Source organism: Dyadobacter sp. HNCC25DJ183 (assembly GCF_056895175.1).
The window spans coordinates 301,795-322,574 of the sequence record NZ_JBXHAP010000005.1; the positions used below are offsets into that span (position 1 = coordinate 301,795).

At 43.1% G+C, this 20,780-nt stretch carries 20 protein-coding genes and 1 tRNA gene; 20 read left to right on the top strand and 1 reads right to left on the bottom strand.

The window, feature by feature from the left end:
• Positions 1 to 3: 3 nt before the first annotated feature.
• On the bottom strand, positions 4 to 480 hold the full coding sequence (locus AC1XTG_RS14660) for a nuclear transport factor 2 family protein (RefSeq protein ID WP_082489382.1): 477 nt from the start codon (positions 478 to 480) through the stop codon (positions 4 to 6).
• A gap of 54 nt (positions 481 to 534) precedes the next feature.
• On the opposite strand from AC1XTG_RS14660, the gene smpB reads away from it, so the two are divergent.
• The 20 genes from smpB to AC1XTG_RS14760 all read left to right on the top strand — a co-directional run bounded on the left by smpB (position 535) and on the right by AC1XTG_RS14760 (position 20,704).
• Positions 535 to 993 (top strand): SsrA-binding protein SmpB, encoded by a 459-nt coding sequence (smpB, locus tag AC1XTG_RS14665; RefSeq protein ID WP_056291110.1) that lies wholly within the window; start codon positions 535 to 537, stop codon positions 991 to 993.
• A gap of 87 nt (positions 994 to 1,080) precedes the next feature.
• Positions 1,081 to 1,590, top strand: coding sequence for an HNH endonuclease (locus AC1XTG_RS14670; protein ID WP_056291112.1), 510 nt, complete (start codon positions 1,081 to 1,083; stop codon positions 1,588 to 1,590).
• A 206-nt stretch (positions 1,591 to 1,796) separates the two neighbouring features.
• Positions 1,797 to 3,608 carry a 30S ribosomal protein S1 gene (rpsA, locus tag AC1XTG_RS14675; RefSeq protein ID WP_056291114.1) on the top strand — a complete coding sequence of 604 codons (1,812 nt, stop codon included), beginning with the start codon at positions 1,797 to 1,799 and terminating at the stop codon, positions 3,606 to 3,608.
• Positions 3,609 to 3,693: 85 nt separating this feature from the next.
• Positions 3,694 to 3,764: transfer RNA gene (locus AC1XTG_RS14680), tRNA-Cys, on the top strand.
• A gap of 277 nt (positions 3,765 to 4,041) precedes the next feature.
• A complete protein-coding gene (locus AC1XTG_RS14685) occupies positions 4,042 to 5,334 on the top strand; it encodes a c-type cytochrome (RefSeq protein WP_056291115.1) in 1,293 nt (430 codons plus the stop codon).
• 53 nt (positions 5,335 to 5,387) lie between these two features.
• Positions 5,388 to 8,483 carry a TAT-variant-translocated molybdopterin oxidoreductase gene (locus AC1XTG_RS14690; RefSeq protein ID WP_056291117.1) on the top strand — a complete coding sequence of 1,032 codons (3,096 nt, stop codon included), beginning with the start codon at positions 5,388 to 5,390 and terminating at the stop codon, positions 8,481 to 8,483.
• Positions 8,484 to 8,529: 46 nt separating this feature from the next.
• Positions 8,530 to 9,963: an NrfD/PsrC family molybdoenzyme membrane anchor subunit gene (nrfD, locus tag AC1XTG_RS14695; protein ID WP_056291119.1), complete on the top strand. Its 1,434-nt coding sequence runs from the start codon at positions 8,530 to 8,532 to the stop codon at positions 9,961 to 9,963.
• A gap of 33 nt (positions 9,964 to 9,996) precedes the next feature.
• Positions 9,997 to 10,527, top strand: a complete 531-nt coding sequence (locus AC1XTG_RS14700; protein ID WP_056291120.1) for a DUF3341 domain-containing protein — start codon at positions 9,997 to 9,999, stop codon at positions 10,525 to 10,527.
• On the top strand, positions 10,527 to 11,150 hold the full coding sequence (locus AC1XTG_RS14705; RefSeq protein ID WP_056291122.1) for a c-type cytochrome: 624 nt from the start codon (positions 10,527 to 10,529) through the stop codon (positions 11,148 to 11,150). The genes AC1XTG_RS14700 and AC1XTG_RS14705 overlap by 1 nt, the downstream gene beginning before the upstream one ends.
• 33 nt (positions 11,151 to 11,183) lie before the next feature.
• On the top strand, positions 11,184 to 12,548 hold the full coding sequence (locus tag AC1XTG_RS14710; protein ID WP_484842483.1) for a quinol:cytochrome C oxidoreductase: 1,365 nt from the start codon (positions 11,184 to 11,186) through the stop codon (positions 12,546 to 12,548).
• Between the two features lie 21 nt (positions 12,549 to 12,569).
• The gene (locus tag AC1XTG_RS14715; RefSeq protein WP_484842484.1) at positions 12,570 to 13,682 is read left to right on the top strand and encodes a cytochrome c oxidase subunit II; all 1,113 of its coding nucleotides are present in this window, start codon (positions 12,570 to 12,572) and stop codon (positions 13,680 to 13,682) included.
• Positions 13,683 to 13,710: 28 nt separating this feature from the next.
• Positions 13,711 to 15,594 carry a cytochrome c oxidase subunit I gene (locus AC1XTG_RS14720; RefSeq protein ID WP_056291126.1) on the top strand — a complete coding sequence of 628 codons (1,884 nt, stop codon included), beginning with the start codon at positions 13,711 to 13,713 and terminating at the stop codon, positions 15,592 to 15,594.
• 28 nt (positions 15,595 to 15,622) lie between these two features.
• Positions 15,623 to 16,597, top strand: coding sequence for a COX15/CtaA family protein (locus tag AC1XTG_RS14725; RefSeq protein ID WP_484842485.1), 975 nt, complete (start codon positions 15,623 to 15,625; stop codon positions 16,595 to 16,597).
• Positions 16,598 to 16,613: 16 nt separating this feature from the next.
• A complete protein-coding gene (cyoE, locus tag AC1XTG_RS14730; protein WP_056291129.1) occupies positions 16,614 to 17,507 on the top strand; it encodes a heme o synthase in 894 nt (297 codons plus the stop codon).
• A gap of 20 nt (positions 17,508 to 17,527) precedes the next feature.
• On the top strand, positions 17,528 to 18,115 hold the full coding sequence (locus AC1XTG_RS14735) for a cytochrome c oxidase subunit 3 (RefSeq protein ID WP_056291131.1): 588 nt from the start codon (positions 17,528 to 17,530) through the stop codon (positions 18,113 to 18,115).
• 15 nt (positions 18,116 to 18,130) lie between these two features.
• A complete protein-coding gene (locus AC1XTG_RS14740; RefSeq protein ID WP_056291133.1) occupies positions 18,131 to 18,901 on the top strand; it encodes a cytochrome c oxidase subunit 3 in 771 nt (256 codons plus the stop codon).
• A gap of 30 nt (positions 18,902 to 18,931) precedes the next feature.
• A complete protein-coding gene (locus tag AC1XTG_RS14745; RefSeq protein ID WP_056291135.1) occupies positions 18,932 to 19,261 on the top strand; it encodes a cytochrome C oxidase subunit IV family protein in 330 nt (109 codons plus the stop codon).
• Between the two features lie 9 nt (positions 19,262 to 19,270).
• Complete coding sequence (locus AC1XTG_RS14750; RefSeq protein ID WP_056291137.1) at positions 19,271 to 19,885, top strand: hypothetical protein; 615 nt, start codon at positions 19,271 to 19,273, stop codon at positions 19,883 to 19,885.
• Position 19,886: 1 nt separating this feature from the next.
• Positions 19,887 to 20,426, top strand: a complete 540-nt coding sequence (locus tag AC1XTG_RS14755) for a DUF420 domain-containing protein (protein ID WP_484842486.1) — start codon at positions 19,887 to 19,889, stop codon at positions 20,424 to 20,426.
• Positions 20,423 to 20,704 carry a hypothetical protein gene (locus AC1XTG_RS14760; RefSeq protein WP_484842487.1) on the top strand — a complete coding sequence of 94 codons (282 nt, stop codon included), beginning with the start codon at positions 20,423 to 20,425 and terminating at the stop codon, positions 20,702 to 20,704. Before AC1XTG_RS14755 ends, AC1XTG_RS14760 begins: the two co-directional genes overlap by 4 nt.
• Positions 20,705 to 20,780: the final 76 nt, after the last annotated feature.

The following is a 20,780-nucleotide window of genomic DNA, read 5'->3' on the forward strand; positions in this document are numbered from 1 at the left end:
GCATCACGGGCAATTCTCCTTTCTTCTTGTATCTGTAATCGCATTGATTTTCCAGCCAGCTTTTGTATGTGTTAATGTAAAAACATTGACACCGCAGTGAGAGAAGGTTTCGCCGAGATAAAACTTGTAAGGTGCCCAGACGATCGCCATGGGTTCATCTATACTCACTGTCACGTCATAGATTTTTTCATCCCATTTCTCTTTGTGAGGTGTGCCGACTGCCTTGATAAATCCCTGCATGCTGCTTGTATGCACAATGACGGAGTCAGCTTTGTTTCTGGACAATGATGTTAATGCGCAGTCTGCTGTGACAACGCTTCTGAGAGATAGTGAATCTCCGGCGCGCATTGCATCGAACATCTTATCAACTACGGCTTTCACTTCGGCAGATTTATCCTGTGCATTTACATCAGGGACAGCTAGCATAAGCAATGCGAGTACAAATGCAGTTTGCATTGATCGCGTCAGGTGTGATTTCATGTGTTGGTATAGTTTTAACAAAAAATTAATTTTGAGCCCTTTACAATTTATGATATGTCTGAAAAAATAGTTAAAAAAGTAGATATAAAGAATCGCAGGGCTTCGTTTGAGTATTTTTTTCTGGAAGAGTTTACGGCGGGAATGGCACTGACGGGAACAGAGATTAAGTCTATCCGGCAAGGTAAGGTCAATTTTCAGGACGCATATTGCCTTTTCATGGACAACGAATTGTACATCCGGAGCCTGCACATTTCGCCTTACACGGAAGGTACCCACTATAACCACGAGCCAATGCGGGATCGAAAGCTTTTGATCACGAAGCGCGAGCGGCGAAAATTGACTGAGGGTCTGAAAGACCAGGGTTTGACGATTATTCCTGTGCGAATGTTCACCAACGACCGGGGGCTTGCTAAGCTGCATATTGCACTGGCAAAAGGTAAAAAGCTCTATGACAAGCGCGACAGCATCAAGGAAAGAGATGTAAAGCGCGAGAACGACCGGGCCGGGTATTGAATTGGTGCTCAGTATTTTTGCACCTGCGCAGCGGATTTTTTTGACGGATTTTTGTTATATTGTCAGAAATAATTACCTCGATGTGTCATGGGTAAAGTACTGGTTCTTAATCAAGATTACAGCGCATTAAGTGTTTGCACGGTTCCAAAGGCTTTTTTATTAGTCTACATGAACAAAGCTGAAATGCTGGCCGAGTCCCGAAGGCAGTATTTACGTACAGTAAACGATCAGTATCCCATGCCGGTTGTCATACGCCTCCACCGCTACATACATATTCCGTATCGAGGTGTTGTCATGACCCGGCAAAATCTTTTTAAGAGGGATGGTAACCGGTGTCAGTACTGTGGAACGCACGACAATCTTACATTAGACCACGTCATCCCGAAATCCAGAGGCGGCAAAACTACATGGGACAATCTGGCTACTGCCTGCAAGCGCTGCAATTCAAGGAAAGGCGACCATACACCCGAAGAAATTGATATGCCGCTCAGGCAACGTCCCTTCCGTCCATCTTTTCTAATGTTTATAAGGGACTTTTCAGGTCTGGCCGATGATGAGTGGCTACCATATTTGGGCTCCAAGGAAAGAACATATTGAAATTACTAACTACATTGCTTTCGTAAGTGCCTGTTCCTTGCTGGGCTTACCCTCCTCTTTGCCTTCAAATAAAATTCCCCACATCCCTTCGGAATTTATCCTGAAACGCGTACTTTTGCGCTCTCATTTTTCTAAAATGCTTGTTTAACTAATTTTCAGCTAGGTAGCTCGCAAGCTGATGTATCCAAGAGCTATAATTCCTATTTATGTCTAAGGAAAAACAAAATCAACCTCTTCCTGATTTCGATTGGGACAAAGCAGCAGACAAAGGTTTTGGTACAGGCTATTCAAGCGCTGACCGTACCAGTCTGGAACAAATGTATGAGACTACTCTTTCTCCTGTTCAGGAAAAAGAAGTTGTTAAAGGTGTAGTAGTTGGTATTACTGACCGTGAAGTGATCCTGAATATCGGTTTCAAATCTGACGGTATCGTTTCATCTAACGAATTCCGCGATTTGCCGGGAATGAAAATCGGTGACGAGGTGGAAGTTTACGTGGAGAATCAGGAGGACGCACAAGGTCAGCTTGTTCTATCACGCAAAAAAGCGAAAGTTATTACTGCATGGGACAACATCCAGAAATCGTTTGATGAGGATGTGGTTATTGATGCAAATGTTAAAAGAAGAACTAAGGGTGGTCTTATCGTTGATATCTTCGGTATTGAAGCATTCTTGCCAGGTTCTCAAATTGATGTTAAGCCAATCCGCGATTTCGACATTTTTGTTGGAAAACGTATGGAGGTTAAAGTTGTTAAGATTAACTACGCAAATGACAACGTAGTAGTATCTCACAAAGTACTGATCGAAAAAGATCTTGAAGCACAACGTCAGCAAATCCTGAACAACCTTGAAAAAGGTCAGGTACTTGAAGGTGTAATTAAGAACATGACCAACTTCGGTGTGTTTATCGACCTTGGTGGAGTTGACGGATTGTTGCACATCACTGATATTTCGTGGGGACGTATTAACCACCCATCGGATCTGTTGTCACTTGACCAAAAACTCAATGTTGTTGTTCTTGACTTCGATGAGGAGAAAAAACGTATTTCACTTGGTTTGAAACAACTTCAGTCTCACCCTTGGGATTCTCTTGATGAGGAAATCCAGGTTGGATCGAAAGTTACAGGCCGCATTGTTAATGTTGCAGATTACGGCGCATTCCTTGAGATCAAGCCAGGTGTTGAAGGTTTGATCCACGTTTCTGAAATGTCATGGTCTCAGCACCTGCGCAATCCTCAGGAATTCATGAATGTAAATGACGAGATCAGTGCAGTAGTGTTGACATTGGATCGTCAGGAGCGTAAAATGTCTCTTGGTATCAAACAACTGACTGAAGATCCTTGGACTCAGGCTTCTCTTAAAGAGAAATATGCAGTTGGAACACGTCATAAAGGAGTGGTTCGCAACCTGACAAACTTCGGTTTGTTCATTGAGCTTGAAGAAGGTATCGATGGTCTTGTACACGTTTCAGATCTTTCTTGGACTAAGAAGATCAAGCATCCATCTGATTTCGTGAAAGTAAATGATGAGCTGGAAGTTGTAGTTCTTGAACTTGATGCCGACAACCGTCGTCTTGCTCTTGGCCACAAGCAATTGGAAGAAAATCCATGGGATACTTTTGAAAGCATCTTCGAAGTAGGTTCAGTACATAAATCTACCATCGTTGCAAAAGGCGATAAGTTTGCTACACTTGAGCTTCCTTACGGAATCGAAGGGATTGCAGCTATCAAAAATCTTGCAAAAGAAGATGGTACACTTGCAGAAGTAGGTGAGAGCCTTGACTTCACAGTTCTTGAATTCCTGAAAGATGAGAAGAAAATCGTTTTGACGCATTCAAAAGTTAAGCACGTTTCTGCTGAGGAAAAGAAAGAAGAAAGACCTGCAAAGTCGGCTCCAGCGAAAGCGTCTAATACTGACGCTCCTGCAAAAGACGCAGAAAAATCTACTTTCGGCGACCTTAGTGTTCTCTCTGCATTGAAAGAACAAATGGAAGAAAGCGAAAAAAAGAGCAAAAAGTAATTAATAATGGCGAATAGCCAGAAAAATTAATACTTTTGCACCCGGATTAGCTGTATGCCTAACAGCTTGCAGCTAATCCAAATTTGGTTCCGTGGCCGAGTGGCTAGGCAGAGGTCTGCAAAACCTCGTACAGCGGTTCGAATCCGCTCGGAACCTCATCAGATTTACGGGTAATTGGCACTGCATTTTGGGCACAAATAATTACTCAAAAAGTACCATTTGGTAAGGGCAGTTTGTTATGCCTCCAAATGGTACTTTTTTTTGTCAATATGCTGAAAATCAATGTTGTTCCTGTTGCATTAATCCTGCAAAAATGGCTAATAAATTAGACAAATTATAAATAAGATGGTGCTTCAAAATATCCCCTAAATACTTTTGTGGATAAAAAATCGTAAGCTAGTTTTGTCTGTTGAAGAATAATGAATAGTTGATTATGAATATATCATTCCGTAAGAACGCTAAGTTTTGTTCCTACTTTAGTTACTCAAGAATCCTTTTCACCATCGCCGTAGGGCTACTTTTGAGTGTGCAAAATCTTGCTTCTGCGCAGGATAGCACAGCTACGGCGGCAGCTCCTGCAGGTGGCGGTGATGCTGCTAAAGGTGAAGCACTTTTCAAAAACAATTGTGCGCAATGTCATGCGGTGACTGACGAAAGAGTAGTAGGTCCTGGTTTGAAAGGTGCCAGCTCCCGTCACGATTTTGCCTGGCTTTCGAAGTGGGTACGTAACTCACAGGCTATGATCGCGGCAGGCGATCCTTATGCCGTTAAAATCTACAACGAATATTCTAAGGCGCAGATGACAAGTTTCCCTAACTTGTCTGATGACGATATTAAGGGAATCTTCGCTTACGTGGATCAGGCTTCTACTGCTGCACCTGCAGCTGCGGCTGCTCCCGGTGGAGGTCCTGCTGCGGGAGGTGGCGGTGAGTCGGGTGGTGAAGGTCCTTCCGGTTTGTTTATGGTAGTTCTTGGTGCATTGGTTGTTGTAATGATCCTTGTGCTGGGCGTTCTGCTTGTAATCGTATCACTTTTGTCGAAGGCTGTTGGCGGAGAAGTGGAGTCGGGTACGAAGCCGGACTTCATGACAAGACTCGGCAGTTCTTTAAAGAAGATTTCTTCAGACCCTGCTATCAGATCAGCGACGCTCTGGATTTTTGTTCTCCTGGTACTTAAGGCTACGATCGATGGTGCTTATAGTGTTGGTGTTCAGCAAGGTTACGCTCCTAAGCAACCTATCGCATTCTCTCACAAATTGCATGCAGGAGAATACAAAATTGACTGTAACTACTGCCACACAGGTGTTAACAGAGGGAAGTCTGCGCACATTCCATCAGCGAACATCTGTATGAACTGCCACGGAGTGATCAAGAAGGAATCTCCCGAAATTCAAAAAATTTATACTTCAATTGAAAACAATCAGCCGATCGAATGGGTGAGGGTGCATAACCTTCCTGATCTGGCGTACTTTAATCACGCCCAGCACGTAAATGTAGGTGGATTGGAATGCCAGAATTGCCATGGAGAAGTTGAGAAAATGGAAGTTATTCAACAGCGCTCATCTCTGACAATGGGATGGTGTATTGATTGTCACCGTAAAACAGAAGTAAATACCAAGGACAATCAATACTATGACAAGCTGGTTCAGCTGCACGCTTCGGAAAGTAAGGAAGCTTTGAAAGTAGCTGATATAGGTGGTCTGGAATGCTCTAAGTGCCACTATTAATCAATAAGAGAAAATAATACCCGAGAATACGACTCATTGTATTGAATAGTTTTATGGAAAACAATAGTAAAAGATACTGGCGGGGACTTGAGGAGTTGCGTAACGACGAGAAGTTTATAAAGGACGCAAGTTCAGAGTTTGCTGGTGAACCAACCGAAAGCCAATATGAAAGTTTGGTGGACGGAGCTGGTACGCATCGTCGTGATTTTTTGAAAGTCCTTGGCTTTGGTATGGCAGCGGTATCTTTGGCTGCATGTGAAACCCCTGTTAAAAAGGCAATTCCATACGTGAACAAGCCGGAAGGTGAATTTCCGACAATCGCAAACTGGTATGCATCTACTTATGCGGAAGGTGGAGACTACACAAGCATTTTAGTAAAAACCCGCGAGGGAAGACCTGTTAAGATTGAAGGTAACTCGCTTTCAAAGGTTTCTTACGGAGTTAGTTCAAGAGCGCATGCATCCCTGTTGGGTTTGTATGACAATGAAAAATTAAGAGGCCCTAAAAAGGGTGACGATACAAAGGTTAGTTGGGAAACAGTTGATAAGGAAATCCAGGACCAGCTTTCTCAGATCTCTGCAAGAGGCGGAGCTATCCGTATTCTTACATCTACTGTTCTAAGCCCATCTACAAAGGCGGTTATTGCTGATTTTACAGCTAAATATCCTACTACCAGCCATGTAGTTTATGATGCAAATTCTGCTTACGGAATTGTAAAGGCAAATGAGACCTCATTTGGCAAAGCGGTACTTCCTTCTTATGATTTCAGTAAAGCGAAGGTCATTGTTGGAATTGACGCAGATTTCCTGGGAACCTGGCTTGCACCGGATCTCTATTCCGCACAATTCGCTGAAACACGTCGTGTGAGCAGTGAGAAAGGTGGCAAGAAAGATATGTCCCGCCTTTATCAATTTGAATCAATCTTGTCTTTGACAGGATCGAATGCAGATTACCGTACTGCGGTAAAACCTTCTCAGCTTGGGCTGGTTGCGGCTGCATTATATAATAAAGTAGCTGCTAAATTAGGTGGTTCACCTGTTTCAGTTGCTGCGGTTAACATTCCAAATCTGGATAAGGCAGCAGCAGAGTTAATAGCTGCAAAAGGTCAGGCTTTGGTCGTTTGTGGAATTAACGATCCTTCGGTACAAGTGGTTGTTAATGCATTGAACAATCTGCTGGGCGCTTATGGCACTTTGATCAACCTGGACAAGCCAGCTTATTATCGTCAGGGAAATGACGTAGCGATGAACCAGCTTGTCGACGAAGTTAAAGGCGGCAAAGTTTCAGCTGTTATTCTATGGGGTGCAAATCCTGTTTATGATCACCCACGTGGTGCCGAACTGGCCGCGGCTCTTCCAAAAGTTTCATTAAGTGTATCATTCAATGATCGCGCTGATGAAACATCCTCTCTTTTCAAATACATTCTTCCTGCTCCTCACTACTTGGAGTCGTGGAACGACGCTGAGCCTGTTGCTGGCTCATACAGCTTAACTCAGCCTGCAATCAGTCTGATTTTTAATACAAGACAAGGACAGTCAAGTTTATTGAAATGGGCTGGTCTTTCAACAGATTACCACGAATACGTTAAATCATACTGGAGAAAGAACATTTTTGCTCAGGGCGGAACCGGCAGTTTCGAGCAGTTCTGGGTGAAATCTTTGCACGACGGCGTATTTGAATCAAATACCGCTGCTGCTGCTGGAAGTGTTGCGTTTAATGGCAATCTAAGTGCTGCTGCTTCGGCGATCTCTAAAACTTATAAAGCGTCAACATCAGGTATCGAACTTGCTATTTTCGAGAATGTTGGCGTAGGGAATGGTGCATCTGCAAACAATCCATGGTTGCAGGAATTGCCGGATCCTATTACGAAAGCGTGCTGGGACAACCACGCAGGTCTTTCTCAAAAAACAGCAACTGAGCTGAGCCTTGCACAAGGTGATGTTGTAAAGGTTGAATTTAAAGGAAAGTCGGTTGAACTTCCTGTGATTGTTCAACCTGGACTTGCTAATGGAACTGTTGCAATTTCCATTGGTTATGGTCGCGAAAAGGCTGGAAAGTCTGCTAATGGTGTGGGTAAGAATATCTATCCCTTTGCAACATTTACTGACGGCTATCTTTCCTTTGCTCCTGGTGAAGTAACAATTTCAAAAACTGGGGATACCAGGGAAATTGCTCAAACGCAGACACATAGTACTGTGATGAACCGTAAATCAGTTCTTCAGGAAACAGTACTAGCTCATTTCCAAAAAGATCCGATGGCAGGCAGATTTGCTCCAACCATCCCAACTTCGGAGGGAACAGTTGACGCCACAGATCTAACACTTTGGAATGGACATAAATACAAGAATCACTCATGGGGAATGGTGATCGACCTTAACACTTGTTTTGGTTGTGGTTCATGTGTGATTAGTTGCCAGAATGAGAATAACGTACCTGTTGTAGGTCGTCAGGAAGTAATCAACAGTCGCGAGATGCACTGGTTGCGTATTGACCGTTATTACAGCAGCGATGCAGATGTTGAAGATTTGAGGGGTTTGGAAATTGCTTCTGAGAATCCGGAAGTTACCTTCCAACCGATGCTTTGCCAGCATTGCAATAATGCGCCTTGCGAAACTGTTTGCCCGGTATTGGCAACTACGCACAGCTCAGAAGGATTAAACCAAATGACTTACAACCGTTGTGTTGGTACAAGGTATTGTGCAAATAACTGCCCATACAAAGTACGTCGCTTCAACTGGTTCAAATATTTTGACAACGATAACTACGACTACCACTTCAATAATGATCTTGGTAAGATGGTTATTAACCCTGATGTAACTGTACGTTCAAGAGGGGTTATTGAGAAATGTTCACTTTGCGTTCACAGAATTCAGGAAGCTAAACTTACTGCAAGAAAAGAAAGAAGACGTATTGTGGATGGTGAGGTGAATGTTGCATGTGCATCTTCATGCCCAACCAATGCAATCACATTTGGTGACATGAATGATCCGGAAAGTAGAATATCCAAAATTCTTGAAACAGAGAAGGAGGGACGTGCATTCCACGTGTTGGAAGAAATCAACACCAGACCGCAATTGTCTTACCTGACTAAAATACGGAACAAGGATGTGGCTGCCGCGAAGCCTGCAAGTGAGAAAGAACACGCGTAATTTGAGCTTAGTTTTTGAAGATAAATCATTATAAAAACATAATAGTATGCATGTTACATCACCTGTAAGAGAACCCCTGATTCAAGGTGGGAAGACGTACGCAGACGTAACGGAAGATATATGCCGCCATGTTGAAAGTGCTCCTACCAAGGAGTGGAAAATAGCATTCGGCCTGTCGCTTGTAGTTTTGGCATACGGAACTGTCTGCCTTGCCTGGACTTGGTGGGAAGGTCTCGGTGTCTGGGGTTTGAATAAGACAGTAGGCTGGGCCTGGGATATTACCAACTTCGTATGGTGGGTAGGTATTGGTCACGCCGGAACCCTGATCTCCGCGATCCTTTTGCTATTTCGGCAGAAGTGGAGAACTTCAATTAACCGTGCAGCAGAAGCGATGACCATTTTCGCTGTTATCTGCGCAGCATCTTTCATTCTGATGCACATGGGCCGTCCATGGATGGCATATTGGGCTTTGCCACTTCCTAATGCATTTGGTTCACTTTGGGTTAACTTCAATTCACCGCTTGTTTGGGACGTTTTTGCGATTAGTACTTATTTCTCAGTTTCCCTTGTATTCTGGTACATTGGTTTGATACCTGATCTTGCAACAATCCGTGACCGCGCTACCAGCAAAGTTTCCCGGTTTATGTATGGAACGTTTGCAATGGGTTGGGACGGTTCTGCAAAGACATGGGCTCGCTACGAGTACATCAGCTTAATCCTTGCGGGTCTCTCTACACCACTTGTACTTTCGGTTCACACGATTGTAAGTATGGACTTTGCAACCTCTGTTATTCCAGGGTGGCATACAACGATCTTCCCTCCTTACTTCGTTGCCGGTGCGATTTTCTCAGGTTTCGCAATGGTTCAAAACCTGATGCTTATTACACGGGTTGTTTACAAGCTTGAAGATTATATCACGCTTGAACACATCGAAACGATGAATAAGGTAATTACACTTACCGGATCAGTTGTTGGTGTGGCTTACATCACCGAGTTCTTTATTGCCTGGTACGGAGGTGTTGAATATGAATATTATGCTTTCTTTAACCGTATGACAGGACCTTACTGGTGGGCGTACTGGGCGATGATGACATGTAACGTAATATCTCCTCAGTTATTCTGGTCAAGAAAACTGCGTCGCAGTATCACATTTACATTCTTTATCTCCGTAGTTGTAAACATTGGTATGTGGTTCGAACGATTTGTAATTATCGTTACCTCATTGCATCGCGACTATCTGCCTTCCAGCTGGGCCATGTTCTCGCCGACACGTTATGACATCGGTGACTATATTTTCTCATTCGGGTTATTCTTTACATTGTTCCTGTTGTTCTCGAAATATTTACCCGTGGTTAATATGGCAGAGGTGAAGGCAGTGTTACGATCTACATCAGCTCAGTTACCTGCTAAAATCTCCGGGGTTGCCAAGGTTAGGCAGCGTGGTACAGCTGAACCGGCTTACGATAAAGACAAGGAATAAGGGACTTTCTGATATTTAATTATAAGTTATAGTATGGCAGAATTATCTGGTAAGTATTTGGTCGGAGTTTATGACGATGACGATACTGTGCTTCACGCAGTGCCAAGGCTTAGAAAGGCAGGCGTAAAAATCAAAGAGGTGTATTCCCCCTTCCCAATCCACGGAATGGACGAAGCACTCGGTCATCCCCGGACGCGGATTGGTATTGCTGCATTTATGTTTGGAGTAACTGGATGCATCTGTGCACTTACCTTGATGATCTGGACTATGGGTATTGACTGGCCAATGATTGTAGGTGGTAAAGACCCAATCTCTATCCCCAACTATATTCCTATCACATTTGAGTTAACTGTACTTTTTACGGCTTTCGGGATGGTTACTACCTTCTTTATCTCGAATGGACTTGGACCTGGAAGCCATTTTCATCCAAGGTTCGATCTACGCTCAACAGATAACAAGTTTGTGATGGCGATTGATCTTGGAAGAAACTCAATGACAGTGGACGAAATATCAAGAGCATTAAAGGACAGTGGCGCTGAGGAAGTCAACATCAAGCAATTTTAATGAAGTTTGAGACGATGAAATTTAAGAGTTTATATAAAGGTCTGTTTGTTGCTGCTGTGTTCTTGTCAGCTGTATCGAGCTGTAAGAAGGATCCAAGTGATCCTGGAAAAGAATATGCGCCTAATATGTACTTGCCAGTAGGTTACGAACCTTACAAGCAAGAAAAGGCAAATCCAATCAACCCGATGGGCTTGACAATGAGATTGCCGGTTGCAGGTACAGTAGCGAGGAGGAACTACAAAACAACGTTTGGAGAAAGCGATTCTGCAACTGTTGATCTGATGGTTTACAACATACCGGCTGACAGTATCTCAATTGCTGAAAAGGTTTTGAAAAATCCGATTCCTTTTAATGAAGGTACTTTGGCTGAGGGGAAAGTTTTGTACGAAAGATACTGCCAGCATTGTCACGGTGCTACTGGCGCTGGCGATGGTAAGGTCGGTGCCATGTATAAAGGGGTACCTAATTACGCCAGTGATGCTTATAAGACTATGAATGAAGGTCATATCTTTCACGTGATTACATACGGAAAAGCCCGGATGTGGCCACATGGATCTCAGATAGATCCTGCTGAGCGCTGGAAAATTGTACACTATGTACAGAAGCTTCAGAAAGGAGCATAACATTAAATTGATTAACAGAAATATAATTAGATAATGGCATCAGCACATTCGATTCCTTCTATTGAAGAACGGTTTGAATTTACATCGGGAGCTAAGAGGAATTTACTAATAGGCGGTGGTGTAGGATTAGCCCTGATAGCTTTGGGAGCATATTTGGCAGCTACTGGCGGAGGCGGACATGAAGCTGCGGCACATGGCGCAGAACATGCTGCTGCGGCTGTGGGTCATGGAGCTGCTGAACATGGTGCATCCGGTCATGAAGCAGTAAGTGCGGCAGCGGGTAGTCATCATGAAAAGAGCTGGGTCGCCAGAATTTGGGCGAACCTGTGGGTGAACGGCGTCTACTTTACTGGAATGTCAGTTATCGGAATGTTCTTCATTTCTTATAACTACCTGGCGCAAGCAGGATGGTCAGCTGTTTTCAAAAGAGTACCCGAAGCTCTACCAGCATTTTTGCCATTTACAGGAGTTGTATTACTGCTTACATTCATTTTTGGTGGACATGATCTTTTTCACTGGACGCACGAAGGTTTGTATGAAGTGGGAGGTCCCGAATATGACCGCATTATTGCAGGTAAAAGAGGATTTCTAAATACCCCTTTTTTCCTGATCAGACTTGTTATCTATTTTGTTGTGTGGTACGGCTTGTGGAGAGTGATACGTAATCTGTCTTTGCAGGAAGATGAAATCGGAGGTACTGAATTCTATGAAAAATCAATACGTTTTGGTACAGCTTTCCTTGTAGTGTTTGGTGTAACATCATCTACTTCTGCATGGGATTTCGTGATGTCTATTGACACACACTGGTTTAGTACCATGTTTGGTTGGTATACATTAGCTAGCTGGCACGTTGCAGGATTAGCAGTTATTACATTGACTGTTGTTATGCTGAGAGAAAGAGGTTATCTGAGAGCAGTTAACTCCAGTCACATGCGTGATCTTGGAAAATTTGTATTTGCCTTCAGTATTTTCTGGACGTACGTTTGGTTCGCTCAATTTCTTTTGATCTACTACGCTAACCTTCCGGAAGAGACGATTTACTTTATCGAACGTTTCAGAGGATATGGTGGATTCTATAAAGCTCCGTTCTTTATCACCTTGTTTTTGAACTTCTTCTTTCCATTCCTGGTATTAATGACCCGCGATGCAAAGTATACACATTCAATTTTGAAAGTGGCTTGCTGGAGCGTAATCATCGGTCATTATATGGATTTTTACACGAATATTATGCCTGGATCAGTTGGAGCAGGCGCTGAACTCGGAGCTTTGGAGTGGGGATTCTTCCTTTTGTTCCTTTGTGCATTTGCATATACTATCGCAAGCCAATTGGAGAAAGCTAATCTGATCCCGCGTAACCACCCTATGTTGGAGGAATCATTGCATCACGATATTGCCTAATTGCAAAACCAGTTTATTATCATGTATATCATTATCGCGTTAGTTGCTCTTCTTTTTATCGTTCTAGTAGGTGTCGTTGTATCGAAGCTGCAGGGTGTACTGAAGGGCATTAATAAAGCAGAGTCAACAGAAGTTGATACTTCCGGAAACAAGGTTAATGGCGCTATGTTTATCATCGTGCTTCTGATTGGAGCTGTTGCTATCACATGGTCATATCTTCATGCTCGTGAATTCTTCTTGCCTGAAGCATCTTCTATACATGGACGGAGAACGGATGATCTGTTTTGGTTCTCAATGGGAATTCTGACCATTCCATTCATTATTGTCAACTTCCTTATTTTCTTTTTCGCATGGAAGTATCAGCATAAAAAGGATCACCGTGCCACCTTCTATCCTGAGAACCACAGACTAGAATTGATCTGGACTATTGTTCCGGCAGTTGTTATGGCTCTATTGGTTTTTACAGGTTGGAAAGCCTGGTCTGACATTACTTCTGATGCACCAAGAGATGCAGAGGTAATTGAGATCACAGGTAAGCAATTCAACTGGATTGCAAGATATTCGGGAGTGAGTGACAACAAGCTTGGGAATTATAACTACAAGCTGATCGATCCGCAGAACGAAGTTGGTATTGACTTGTCTGACGAAAATTCATTTGATGATTTTACCAATCCAAGTGAGCTGCATATTCCTGTAAATCGTCCTGTTTTATTAAAAATCAGAGCACGTGATGTATTGCACAGTGTTTTCATCCCACACATGAGGGTTAAAATGGATGCGGTACCAGGTATGCCAACAAAGTTCTGGTTCGTTCCGGACAAGACTACCGCTGAGATGCGCGCTGAATTAGGTGATCCTAAGTTTGATTATGAAATAGCTTGTGCCGAGGTTTGCGGACAAGGACATTTTTCAATGAAGATGCGTTTGGTAGTTGAAGATGAAGCCTCTTATAAGAAATGGTGTGCGGAACAAGCTACGTTCCTTCAGACTTATCCCGAGTATCTTGCAAAGGTACCTGAGAATCTGAAGGCCAAGGCAATGAAGTACCTGCCGGCTGAGGCAGCTGCACCTGCAGCACCAGCAGACAGCACAACTTCAGGAGGAGGAGTAGGAACAAGTTCTAGTCTACGCTAATTAGTAAATTTAAATACATTAAAAGTATATGTCAGCTATTGAAGGATTGGAAACAGCTCACCATCACGCAGGGGAGCATGATCACCACCATGAAGCACAAAACTTTTGGCAGAAATATGTATTTTCTGAGGACCATAAAGTCATAGCAAAACAGTACCTGATTACCGGAATTCTATGGGCGGTAATAGGTATTACAATGTCGATTATTTTCCGTATCCAGCTTGGTTTGCCTGACTCTAACCTGTCATGGTTAAAGCCTATTCTTGGAGGATGGATCAGTGATTCGGGTAAACTTGATCCTAATTTCTACCTTGCTCTGGTTACAATGCACGGTACCATCATGGTATTCTTTGTATTAACAGCGGGATTGAGCGGTACATTCAGTAACTTTTTAATACCACTTCAAATCGGTGCCCGCGATATGGCGTCCGGTTTTATGAACATGCTTTCTTACTGGTTCTTCTTCCTAGCCAGTGTGATCATGTTTGCCTCACTTTTCCTACAGAATGGACCAGCAGCCGGTGGTTGGGTTATCTACCCTCCCCTAAGTGCATTGCCACAGGCTCACCCTGGATCAGGAATGGGTATGACGCTTTGGTTGACCAGTATGGCATTCTTCATCGTTTCTCAGCTACTGGGTGGTATTAACTACATTACTACAGTTATCAACTTGCGTACAAGAGGAATGTCTTTTGATCGTCTTCCGCTGACGATCTGGTCCTTCCTTATTACAGCTGTATTAGGGTTGATTTCTTTCCCTGTACTTCTTTCATCTGTATTGCTGCTTATTTTCGACAGACACTTTGGAACAAGCTTTTACCTGTCTGATATCTACATTAACGGTGAAGCATTGCCTAATGTAGGAGGTAGCCCGATTCTATTCCAACACTTATTCTGGTTCCTTGGCCACCCTGAAGTTTACATTGTATTGCTTCCAGGTTTAGGAATCACGTCTGAGGTAATTGCAACTAATTCACGCAAGCCGATCTTTGGTTATCGCGCGATGATTGCCTCTATGCTAGGTATCGCCTTCCTTGCGTTTATCGTATGGGCTCACCACATGTTTGTAACTGGTATGAATCCTTTCCTTGGATCTGTATTCATGTTCCTTACATTGATTATTGCGGTACCGTCTGCTGTGAAAGGCTTTAACTACATTACTACATTGTGGAAAGGTAACATCGTTTTCACACCTGGAATGTTGTTCTCTATTGGTCTGGTATCGCTGTTCGTGTCTGGTGGTTTGACAGGTATTATTCTTGGAAACAGCGCGCTGGATATACAATTGCACGATACCTACTTTGTAGTAGCCCACTTCCACTTGGTAATGGGAGCTGCATCTGCGTTCGGATTGTTCGCAGGTGTATATCACTGGTTCCCTAAGATGTTTGGAAGAATGATGAGCACAACGCTTGGTCAGATCCACTTCTGGTTTACTTTCATAGGGATCTACATGGTATTTATTCCAATGCACTATGTAGGGATTGCCGGTTTCCCTCGTCGTTACTATCAGTTCACCAGCTACGATTTTACGCATAAGTTCATGGACATGAACATGTTCATCTCTATCGCAGCGATCCTGACTTTCCTGGCGCAATTCATTTTCTTGTGGAACTTCTTTTACAGCATTTTCAAAGGAAGAAGAGCTCCTCAGAATCCATGGCGTTCAAATACGCTCGAATGGACTGCTCCTATCAATCCTGGACATGGTAACTGGGAAGGCGAAATTCCAGCAGTATATCGTTGGTCTTATGATTACAGCAAGCCTGGTGCGAAAGAGGATTTTATCCCTCAGAATATACCATATTCTCAAACACTCGAATCAAACTTCCCACATGAGAATGAGTTGATTTCGTTAGAGAAGACTATTGAGTCACAAAATTTTAATGACCAGTTCAACTCAGCACATTAATTCAAAAGCCAACCGACGTTTCCGTCGGTTGGCTTTAAATACAGTTATCACACTCTATCTCCTGATTATAGCAGGAGGAGTTGTGCGGAGTACTGGTTCTGGTATGGGCTGTCCCGATTGGCCCAAGTGCTTCGGAACCTGGATCCCTCCAACAGACGCGTCACAACTACCACCTGACTACAAACAGATCTACGGAGCAAAACTGAAAGGCGAAGTAGAATTTAATCCAGTTAAGACCTGGACAGAATATGTAAACCGGCTTCTGGGAGCATTTACCGGAATAATGATTTTTCTGACTCTGCTTGCTTCCCTACCGTTTTTAAGATCGGGAAATAAGCAGATTTTTTATTTAAGCCTTGCTGCTTTCATTCTGGTAGGATTTCAGGGCTGGCTTGGAGCAAAAGTGGTTTCGTTCGAGTTGAAACCGGTGGTTGTGACACTACACATGCTATTGGCGATCGTGATCGTTTTTATGCTGCTTTACTTGCTGACCTGGTCGGGATATGTAGACAAGCTTCTCAAGATTAATGAAAGCAGTAAAGGGAGTTTGAACACGCTTGGAGTGTTGGTACTTGGCCTTTCTCTTGTTCAGATCCTCATTGGAACCCAGGTTCGTGAAGCTATTGATCATGTAATCTTCGAACTCGGATATGCTGCGAGAAGCGAGTGGATCAGTCAGCTGGGGACTGAATTTTATGTTCACCGCTCGTTTTCCATTATTGTGCTTTTTGTAAACACACTATGGATCAGACGAGTTTGGGAGCTTGAAGGTAAATCAAGCTTTGCTGGCAAAGTAGCCCTCGGATGTGCTTGGGTGTTGGCGGCTGAGATTGCAACCGGAATTTTAATGGCGTACCTGGGAGTTCCGCCATATGCTCAGCCATTGCACCTGACATTCGCGATCGTTTTGATCGGCTTGCAATTTGTAAGTTGGTTAGTAATAAATGGAAAGACTTATTTGAAGTATAATGACAATGCCGGCGTGCAGCCGCATTCAGTTTAGTAAAATAGAATTAAAGATGATTTCAGTAGAGGAGCGGGTAAGTGGTTTTGACAGGGTGAGAGAGCGGCTGGGCATTTTGTTCGAGCTGTTGAAGTTTCGTCTAGCATCTCTGATCGCTTTTTCTGGCGCTATGGGATATTGCCTGGGAGCTAAGAATGTAAATTCGGGAGAATTGGTTTTGTTTATTCTTGCATCAATCGGAATTACCGGAGCTGCAAATATTATCAATCAGATCCTGGAAAAGGATTTTGACAAATTGATGAAGAGAACTGCTGGCAGGCCTTTGCCGAGCGGCAGAATAACTGTCCAGCAAGCGGCTATCTGGGCGGTTGTTTTAGGAGTTACATCACTGGCTATTTTTATCAGCACATTCAATCTTAGTACCGGATTGATTTCGCTTTTATCACTTGTGCTATATGGTTTTGTTTATACTCCATTGAAGCGCGTTGGTCCAATTGCAGTTTTCGTGGGTGCATTTCCGGGTGCATTTCCTCCAATGATCGGTTGGGTGGCGGCCACGAATCACTTTGGACTTGAACCAGGTATCCTGTTCGCTATCCAGTTTTTTTGGCAATTCCCCCATTTTTGGGCGATTGCCTGGGTTTTAGATGAAGATTATAAAAGAGCAGGGTTTAAGTTGCTTCCGGCAAACGGTCTCAAAGATTCTGATACAACATTGCAGATTATGATCTATACTTTATTCCTGTTGCCCATTGGCTGGTTGCCTTACGAGCTGGGAATGACTGGTATCAACTCTGCATTTGTTGCTACGGTTTTCGGAGTACTGTTCCTGGCTCAGACTTTTCACCTGATGCGTACTTGCACGGACAAGACAGCGAAACAGCTCATGTTTGGCTCGTTTATATACCTGCCCATCGTGCAGATCGCGTTTTTGTTGGATAAATTGTGAATTTGAAACAGTGTAGAAAAATGGAAAATGTTCAGCATTTAAAAATAGAAAAAGAACCACAGGAGACATTGTCAATGGATCCGATCAAGTTTATTTTGTGGTTATTCTTGGTTACGATTATCATGCTCTTTGCTTCTCAGACAAGTGCATACCTCGTAAGGAGAGCGGAAGGTAACTGGCTTGAGTTTGAAATGCCGCGTATTTTTTGGTACAGCACTGGAGTTCTGCTAATAAGCAGTTTGGCAATGCAATGGGCCTATATATCGGCAAAAAAAGATCAGTTCAAACAATTGAAAATAGCAATTTCTATTACTTTTGTACTCGGCCTGCTTTTCCTCTGGATGCAATTTGAAGGGTGGAGTAAGCTGGTTGAAATGAACGTTTATTTCGTTGGAAACCCTTCGGGATCGTTTTTTTATGTGTTTACCGGATTACACGGATTTCACATTATTACGGGTCTGATTGTGTTGTTCGTTTCGCTGACTGCGGCATTTAAAATGAGAGTACACAAGAAGAATTTGAGAAGAATTCAGATCTGTGCGACTTACTGGCATTTTTTAGATATTCTCTGGTTATACCTTTTTGTATTTTTATTGACTTTTAATTAATTATATTATTTACCAATGGCTGCAAATGTAACAACACCTGGTGCTGTGGAACCCAAAATGTGGTTGGGGGGGATAGAGCCCATGAAAGCAAGTTACGGAAAACTGATGATGTGGTTTTTCCTCATCTCCGATACCTTTACTTTCTCCGCCCTCTTGGTGGCTTATGGTACAGCCCGGTTTAGTTTTCCGGCATTCGAAGGAAATCGTGAAGATTTCACATTCTCCAATATGTACTGGCCGGTTCCTGAAAGAGTTTATGAGGCCGTACCTTTTCTGCATGGAATATCTCTGCCGTTGGTATTTGTTGGTATAATGACCTTTATTCTTATTGCGAGTAGTGTTACAATGGTGCTTGCAGTAGAAGCCGGACATAGAATGGACAGAGCGAATGTTGAAAAATACATGCTTTGGACGATTCTGGGTGGTTTTACATTCCTGGGTTGCCAGGCTTGGGAGTGGTCTCACTTTATCCATGGTACCGACACAGGAAGTGTAATGAAAGTTATTGAGAACGGAACCTGGGTAGAGAAGACAATATTCGGGGCTAACCTGACCGAGAACCAATATGGTCCTCCTGCATTCGCAGACTTCTTCTTCTTCATTACCGGTTTCCACGGAACACACGTATTTAGTGGTGTGATCTTAAATATTCTGATCTTCTTCCGTGCTGCTACGGGTTTTTACGATAAGAGGGGAAGCTACGAAATGGTCGAAAAAGTAGGTCTTTACTGGCACTTTGTGGATTTGGTTTGGGTGTTTGTGTTTACATTCTTCTATCTGGTTTAATTTCAAAATTTCTAATTATTTAAGATAAAAATGGCGGACGCACATCATATCCATAATCAGGATCCAAACGCAGGCGCAGAGCAACGCAAGGCGATTATGAAGACGTTCTGGATTCTGTTGATCCTGACAGCACTAGAGTTCTTAATCGCATTCACAGTTCCTCACGGAGTATTGAAGGTGTCTATCTTCATTGTCATGACCATCGTGAAAGCATTTTATATAGTGGGAGAATTCATGCACTTAAAGCATGAAACAAAATCCTTGATCTGGTCAATTCTGGTTCCGATCCTATTCGTAATGTGGCTTATTTTAGCGCTGCTACTTGAAGGAAATGCGATTTTTGAGGCCGTATTTAGTTAAGAATCCCGAATGAAAAATTTTCCCAAAGCCGGATTACTAATCGTAACATTAGTGATACCGGCTTTGATTTTTATCTTTTTGAAGTTCTTCGCACGCAATCATTACGATCTGCCATACTTCAATCCGGAACGGAATAAAGCCGATGCTGTTATAGTTCAAAATGGCGATACCCTGTTTCATAAAGTTTCTGATCGTATTTTTACACAGAAGCAAGTGAAGTTTAGCGGTAAACTTACGGTGCTACACTATCTACCGGAAACCTGCGGGGACACTTGTAAGCTGGTAGTCTCGCAACTTCAAAGAATCAGTGCATTGCATTCCGAAATTCTGGAATTGAATGTTTTGACCTTATCGCAGGGGATTGCTAATCGGAATGGGGAAGTTCCTGGGGCGAATGGAAAGGAGTGGAAGTTGTTCACATATCCTGAAAGTGAAATTACTTCGTTTTTTGAAAACGAGCTGGGCATACAAAAGGGTCAACTTGAAAATGCTCAGGACTTGATTATTCTGGTAGACGCGAATGGATTTGTAAGAGGATATTACAAGGGAGTTGATCCCGAAGAAATAGAACGGCTTATGGCCGAAATCAAGATTCTTGCCTATGAAGGCAATGTAACCAAATAGTATGGCAACTTTAATTATTGAGAAAAAGCCGAAGTACGAACGTATCATCAATATTCTGGCAATTGCAATTCCATTGGCGGTTGCAGTTTTGCTTGGAATCCGGCAGAAAATAGACTTAGGTACCTGGACGAAAATGCTTCCTCATGTTATCGGCATGATCAATACATTAACGTCCGTTTTGCTAATCGCGGGCTTTTACTTTATCAAACAAGGGAATGTTGCAGGTCACAGAAGATCGATGACCGCTGCCTTTTTATTAGGCGCGGTTTTTCTGGTTTGCTACATTTTGTACCACGTGTCGAATGAAGCTACTCCGTACGGTGGACAAGGTTTTTTCAGACCGGTGTACTACTTTTTACTAATTTCCCATATCGTACTGTCAATAGTTGTCGTTTGGTTTGTACTGCGTGCCATTTACTTCGGCTATACCAATGACATATTCCAACACAGGAAAGCAGTGAAGTGGGCAATGCCGATCTGGCTTTATGTAAGTGTTTCCGGAGTTATTGTTTACCTCATGATAAGTCCCTATTACGTATGAAAAGGTTCTTGATCGTATTTACTTTGATTCTTTTGTTTGTTGCGTTGGGCACGGATACCTGGGCACAATGCGCAATGTGCCGCGGCTCAGTAGAAAGTTCCATGGGAAATGGCCGAAATAATGTAGGCGTGGGTTTGAACACGGGTATTATGTACCTGTTTGTAATGCCTTACCTGCTGGTTGCCGGGATAGCCTATTTCTGGTATAGGAACAGCAAGCGCGCCAGGGATGAACGGCGGTTTATTACTTCCAGGGTAAAGCAGGCTTTTCAGCACTAACCAAAACTTACAGCATTTTACGAGGCGGAACCGATCAGGTTTCGCCTTTTTTGTTTCTAGGAACGCAAAATCTGTT

What these genes read in the sequence shown, in the direction of transcription:
- AC1XTG_RS14660 (WP_082489382.1), bottom strand. Translation starts at nt 480, where the DNA reads ATGAAATCACACCTGACGCGATCAATGCAAACTGCATTTGTACTCGCA.
- smpB (WP_056291110.1), top strand. Translation starts at nt 535, where the DNA reads ATGTCTGAAAAAATAGTTAAAAAAGTAGATATAAAGAATCGCAGGGCT.
- AC1XTG_RS14670 (WP_056291112.1), top strand. Translation starts at nt 1,081, where the DNA reads ATGGGTAAAGTACTGGTTCTTAATCAAGATTACAGCGCATTAAGTGTT.
- rpsA (WP_056291114.1), top strand. Translation starts at nt 1,797, where the DNA reads ATGTCTAAGGAAAAACAAAATCAACCTCTTCCTGATTTCGATTGGGAC.
- AC1XTG_RS14685 (WP_056291115.1), top strand. Translation starts at nt 4,042, where the DNA reads ATGAATATATCATTCCGTAAGAACGCTAAGTTTTGTTCCTACTTTAGT.
- AC1XTG_RS14690 (WP_056291117.1), top strand. Translation starts at nt 5,388, where the DNA reads ATGGAAAACAATAGTAAAAGATACTGGCGGGGACTTGAGGAGTTGCGT.
- nrfD (WP_056291119.1), top strand. Translation starts at nt 8,530, where the DNA reads ATGCATGTTACATCACCTGTAAGAGAACCCCTGATTCAAGGTGGGAAG.
- AC1XTG_RS14700 (WP_056291120.1), top strand. Translation starts at nt 9,997, where the DNA reads ATGGCAGAATTATCTGGTAAGTATTTGGTCGGAGTTTATGACGATGAC.
- AC1XTG_RS14705 (WP_056291122.1), top strand. Translation starts at nt 10,527, where the DNA reads ATGAAGTTTGAGACGATGAAATTTAAGAGTTTATATAAAGGTCTGTTT.
- AC1XTG_RS14710 (WP_484842483.1), top strand. Translation starts at nt 11,184, where the DNA reads ATGGCATCAGCACATTCGATTCCTTCTATTGAAGAACGGTTTGAATTT.
- AC1XTG_RS14715 (WP_484842484.1), top strand. Translation starts at nt 12,570, where the DNA reads ATGTATATCATTATCGCGTTAGTTGCTCTTCTTTTTATCGTTCTAGTA.
- AC1XTG_RS14720 (WP_056291126.1), top strand. Translation starts at nt 13,711, where the DNA reads ATGTCAGCTATTGAAGGATTGGAAACAGCTCACCATCACGCAGGGGAG.
- cyoE (WP_056291129.1), top strand. Translation starts at nt 16,614, where the DNA reads ATGATTTCAGTAGAGGAGCGGGTAAGTGGTTTTGACAGGGTGAGAGAG.
- AC1XTG_RS14735 (WP_056291131.1), top strand. Translation starts at nt 17,528, where the DNA reads ATGGAAAATGTTCAGCATTTAAAAATAGAAAAAGAACCACAGGAGACA.
- AC1XTG_RS14740 (WP_056291133.1), top strand. Translation starts at nt 18,131, where the DNA reads ATGGCTGCAAATGTAACAACACCTGGTGCTGTGGAACCCAAAATGTGG.
- AC1XTG_RS14745 (WP_056291135.1), top strand. Translation starts at nt 18,932, where the DNA reads ATGGCGGACGCACATCATATCCATAATCAGGATCCAAACGCAGGCGCA.
- AC1XTG_RS14750 (WP_056291137.1), top strand. Translation starts at nt 19,271, where the DNA reads ATGAAAAATTTTCCCAAAGCCGGATTACTAATCGTAACATTAGTGATA.
- AC1XTG_RS14755 (WP_484842486.1), top strand. Translation starts at nt 19,887, where the DNA reads ATGGCAACTTTAATTATTGAGAAAAAGCCGAAGTACGAACGTATCATC.
- AC1XTG_RS14760 (WP_484842487.1), top strand. Translation starts at nt 20,423, where the DNA reads ATGAAAAGGTTCTTGATCGTATTTACTTTGATTCTTTTGTTTGTTGCG.